Origin of the sequence: Aquibacillus rhizosphaerae (genome assembly GCF_030282825.1) — a bacterium.
Lineage (GTDB): Bacteria > Bacillota > Bacilli > Bacillales > Amphibacillaceae > Aquibacillus_C > Aquibacillus_C rhizosphaerae.
Map to the genome: position 1 here is coordinate 1 of NZ_JASTZU010000046.1, position 5,112 is coordinate 5,112.

The 5,112-nt window shown below is 36.2% G+C and carries 4 protein-coding genes; 1 reads left to right on the forward strand and 3 read right to left on the reverse strand.

Annotation, left to right across the window (positions count from 1 at the left end; all coding sequences use genetic code 11):
• The 3 genes from QQS35_RS14980 to QQS35_RS14990 form a co-directional block, all read right to left on the reverse strand.
• Positions 1-1,110, reverse strand: a 1,110-nt coding sequence (locus QQS35_RS14980; RefSeq protein WP_285931612.1) for an IS1182 family transposase, incomplete at its 3' end; no start/stop codon positions are given.
• A gap of 190 nt (positions 1,111-1,300) precedes the next feature.
• Positions 1,301-2,572: a hypothetical protein gene (locus QQS35_RS14985; protein WP_285933028.1), complete on the reverse strand. Its 1,272-nt coding sequence runs from the start codon at positions 2,570-2,572 to the stop codon at positions 1,301-1,303.
• A gap of 171 nt (positions 2,573-2,743) precedes the next feature.
• Entirely contained in the window at positions 2,744-3,523 is a 780-nt protein-coding gene (locus QQS35_RS14990) for a transposase (protein WP_285933029.1), read from the reverse strand.
• Positions 3,524-4,002: 479 nt separating this feature from the next.
• Here QQS35_RS14990 and QQS35_RS14995 point away from each other — a divergent pair.
• A partial coding sequence (locus QQS35_RS14995; RefSeq protein WP_285931612.1) for an IS1182 family transposase occupies positions 4,003-5,112 on the forward strand: 1,110 nt, incomplete at its 3' end.

Consider the following 5,112-nt stretch of genomic DNA (forward strand, 5'->3'; position numbering starts at 1 on the left):
TTTGTCTACAGTCGTATTGCCTTGACTACAATACCATTCATCCGAATCTTTATTATAGGTATATTCGCTTTCATCTATTCTGTATACGGAGTGACTTACTGGTATATATGCCTTCGCCATTGTTTCTTCTATAACATTCAGAATTGCCTTTCTGAAATAGGCCTTGTCACCGTAGACTTCTTCCACCTTCACACCAGATCGCTTTGTTTCTTCCAACATTTCTTTGGCATAACTTCCATCCATATAAGCACCATTCGCGGTTCGAACAGATGTAATAATTCGTTCATCTGTTGTCATGACAAACTCCGTTTTATAACCATAAAAACCTTGGGTTTTACTTTTACGACCAACTCGTGCATCTTCATCAATGAGAGAACGCACTCCTTTTTGATGCATAAATTTAGGGTCAGCAAGAATATCTTTTGCCTTTTGAATGATTTCTGACGTTTTTGATTCTTTCTCAGAAGTCTTTTCTTCTGCTTGATCAATCACTGTTTCCAAATAAGCCTTCATCACAGCTTTCGCTTCGTTGTGGTCCTCAATTTCTTTATAGTTAGGTGCCGATGGCACATTTTCTAACGGTTTTCCTGTTTCTTCTTCGTAGGTCTGCATAATGTTTTTACCCAAATGTTTCATCAGACGCTCTGGGGTTTTCTTAATGGTGTTGGCTTCCATATGTGTGGCATCTATACTTACACTCTTTCCCTCAATGATGCCTTTATCTACACATTGCTTAACAATTTCCGTAATCATCTCATCAAGGGATCCTTCTACTAAACGCTGTGTTCTGAACTTCGAAAGCAGACTTTTATCAGGAAGATCGTCCTCAGGATTAATACCGATAAAGTACATATAAGCTAAATTCAAGCTGGCTTCTTCGATAACTTTCTCGTCAGATAAATTATAGAGATGTTGCAGAAAAAGAAGTTTGCACATCAATTCCGGCTCTTTCGCCGGTCGTCCAAATTGCTTACAATAACTGTTCTCTAGTAATTTATTGATAAAGCTAAAATCTACTACAGTTGAAATGGTTTTAAGTATATGATTTTCTGGTATTTTACTATATAATATAGAATGAAGACTTAATTGTTTTGGCTCTAGTCGAAGCATAGAAAAAACCCCCTAATGGTTTGGTATTTGGTCATACTAATTATACCATTCAGGGGGTTTTTTCTCGTTGAATTATCGCGAAGTTTTGGTGGAATTTATTAAAGTTTAGTGAATTTGAATAATTGAGTTAAAGTCGTAGACTTTTTCACTGGTCCCGGACGGTTCTCTGCTTCCGTCTTCTGCTTCCACCTTACAAGTCATCCAATGGGATAACTTCACCACTTCCTGCATTCACACCATAATGACAATCTAATTTCCCGCATAATATGTATTTTCCTTGTTGAAAGTCGTACACATAATATGGCTTTAACTCAAACAACGGCCTGAGTTTTTCAACTGCTTCTTCTCTCGTAATCTTAATTTGATCAGTTACTTGAAATTCATCAAACATCTCCAACATCGACTTGGTATCTATATAATTTACTGCCTTAAGGTTTTCTCCATCAATCATAATACTAAGTTTCCTCTGAAATACAAGATTGCTCTGATGATTAGCTTTCATTGTTGCATGTATATATCCTTTATCTCGATGAAGGGTTTTAAGTACCCATTCACCTGTATCATTTGGGTATTCTTGTCGCAAAAAGTCTCGGACTGTAATCACACACTGATCTTGTTCCTCTTTTGTTATTGGAAAAGAATCAGGACTTGGATCGGATGAAAATGCTTGTATAGCTGTGACGTCATCCACCCAACTAATCTCTTTACTTTCAAATGGTTGATCAATCGGCTGATTCCAAACCATTGTTTTGTCTATTTTCAAATGCGACCGTTCATCTACTATAGCGGTAAAGGGAATTGTTAACATCTGGTCATTCGTCACATAAATCTCTTCCATTGCATAAACAGGAGTTAATTTATTCTCCTCAAAAGAAGGAAATTCGGCCAGTTTCACTTGATCTAGTGTCCAGTCCTCGATTTTTTCAAGTGACAGCGTATAGACTTCTTCTTTAACAACTTCTCTAGAAGGAAATTGACCATGAACCGCGAATAAAGTGAGGTTCCCTTCCTTGTTAAATTCTAACTGAATTGACCCAGATGGAGAGACGGCAATACCATCAATACATTCCTTAAAGAAAAGCTCCCCTTCTTCCTCTTTATGCAATTGAAATTGCTTTCCATGTGTTAGCCCTGTTTCGTTTTCAACCCATTTAATTATGTCATCTGTCTTAAGAGTGGCGAACGATATTCCATCCTTCGCATATGTCTCACCCATTACGAAAATAACACTTTCATATTTACCGGTATCCACATTTATATCAATAACAGCAGCGCCGTCTGGATTTGAATCCTCATCCTCTTCTTCTGTTACATGTTTAGGAAACCATTCCATGCAAAGTGTGTACACTGTTTCATTGAAGATATTTACATTTCGGTAAAAACGATGCCGTTCTAAGTAGTAGTCATCTAAGCCAAATTTTGTCTTTGTCACATGAATTAATTCCGCTATCCTTTGATCCATATGCTATGACCTCCTTATTTAAACTCTAGTAAAATCGTTACACCATAAATGACATACGAACATACTAAGATTAAGTTTCACTTTTTGGAAGCAGGGGACGGTTCTCTGCTTCCTAATTGAGCATGGAAATAGGAAGAAGCAGGGAACCGTCCCCTGCTTCCCCGCTTCTTCCTATGCCTTAAATATCAGATTTGATGAGACTCCAAGAATTCTTGCTGCTTGACGCTGCGAAATTCCATCGATTTCTTTTACTTTTTGTAAAATGACATCTCTGTCCAACTTAGGTAAACTTTTCACTTGTGCTATCTCAATAGATCCTAGCACGTGCTTGATTTCTTTTCTAGCTTCTACATCTGTAAACCTTTTTCGCACAATTACTTGTTCATCAAGACATTCATCTTTATTTGTTCTTTTATGAAACTCTTTAAACCTTTCCTGAGCAGTATCCCTATTTTCAGAAAACATTTTTAATATATAATCACAATCAAGTAAATCACTAGGAAATACGGTTTTATCCAGGTATCCAAGTAAACTGCTCCATCTCCATTCATCTATCTTAGAAACAATTCCTGCTTTCATAGGATTTTGGTGAATATAACGGATAACTGTTAACAAGTATCTAATTGTTTCAACACTTTCACTCTTATATCGATCCTGAAAAAGATGACCAGTAGTTGTATATTTCAAATTATAGTACCAAACAAAAGTGACACCAATCCGCTTCATTGTAGTAGATATCTCTTCCTGACCTTCTCTTATTAACAGGTGGACATGATTATTCATCAGGCACCAACCCAAAACATGAATACCTGATTTCACCTTATATTTATTTATGGTATGTAAAAAATACCTACAATCCTCTTCATCATGAAAAATCTCTTGTCTATTCGCACCTCTCCACATAATATGATAGATTCCACTTGCACTTCTTATTCTAGCTTTACGAGGCATATCATCCCCCCTGGTTATAAATTTCATTATTTTTGGTCCGGTGAAGAAGAAATAAAGAGTTAAGGAATTGGTTATAAATGAGATGTCGTTTGTGAAAAAAGGGATTTCTTAAAAGAACAAATGGAGTAAAACTTATTAGTATTGAAGCGTAGAAAGAAAATTAATTGTTTGTGGTTGACACTTGTGAACGGAACATATTTTAGGGACACATTCGTGAAAGAAGATAGATAATAGTATAATATAACATTCTTACAAAACTTACATCATTTTTAGTGTTTATTTATAGAAAAATATGGACCTATTAAGGAAGCAGAGAACCGTCCGGGACCAGTGAAAAAGTCTACGACTTTAACTCAATTATTCAAATTCACTAAACTTTAATAAATTCCACCAAAACTTCGCGATAATTCAACGAGAAAAAACCCCCTGAATGGTATAATTAGTATGACCAAATACCAAACCATTAGGGGGTTTTTTCTATGCTTCGACTAGAGCCAAAACAATTAAGTCTTCATTCTATATTATATAGTAAAATACCAGAAAATCATATACTTAAAACCATTTCAACTGTAGTAGATTTTAGCTTTATCAATAAATTACTAGAGAACAGTTATTGTAAGCAATTTGGACGACCGGCGAAAGAGCCGGAATTGATGTGCAAACTTCTTTTTCTGCAACATCTCTATAATTTATCTGACGAGAAAGTTATCGAAGAAGCCAGCTTGAATTTAGCTTATATGTACTTTATCGGTATTAATCCTGAGGACGATCTTCCTGATAAAAGTCTGCTTTCGAAGTTCAGAACACAGCGTTTAGTAGAAGGATCCCTTGATGAGATGATTACGGAAATTGTTAAGCAATGTGTAGATAAAGGCATCATTGAGGGAAAGAGTGTAAGTATAGATGCCACACATATGGAAGCCAACACCATTAAGAAAACCCCAGAGCGTCTGATGAAACATTTGGGTAAAAACATTATGCAGACCTACGAAGAAGAAACAGGAAAACCGTTAGAAAATGTGCCATCGGCACCTAACTATAAAGAAATTGAGGACCACAACGAAGCGAAAGCTGTGATGAAGGCTTATTTGGAAACAGTGATTGATCAAGCAGAAGAAAAGACTTCTGAGAAAGAATCAAAAACGTCAGAAATCATTCAAAAGGCAAAAGATATTCTTGCTGACCCTAAATTTATGCATCAAAAAGGAGTGCGTTCTCTCATTGATGAAGATGCACGAGTTGGTCGTAAAAGTAAAACCCAAGGTTTTTATGGTTATAAAACGGAGTTTGTCATGACAACAGATGAACGAATTATTACATCTGTTCGAACCGCGAATGGTGCTTATATGGATGGAAGTTATGCCAAAGAAATGTTGGAAGAAACAAAGCGATCTGGTGTGAAGGTGGAAGAAGTCTACGGTGACAAGGCCTATTTCAGAAAGGCAATTCTGAATGTTATAGAAGAAACAATGGCGAAGGCATATATACCAGTAAGTCACTCCGTATACAGAATAGATGAAAGCGAATATACCTATAATAAAGATTCGGATGAATGGTATTGTAGTCAAGGCAATACGACTGTAGACAAA

What these genes read in the sequence shown, in the direction of transcription:
- QQS35_RS14990 (WP_285933029.1), bottom strand. Translation starts at nt 3,523, where the DNA reads ATGCCTCGTAAAGCTAGAATAAGAAGTGCAAGTGGAATCTATCATATT.
- QQS35_RS14985 (WP_285933028.1), bottom strand. Translation starts at nt 2,572, where the DNA reads ATGGATCAAAGGATAGCGGAATTAATTCATGTGACAAAGACAAAATTT.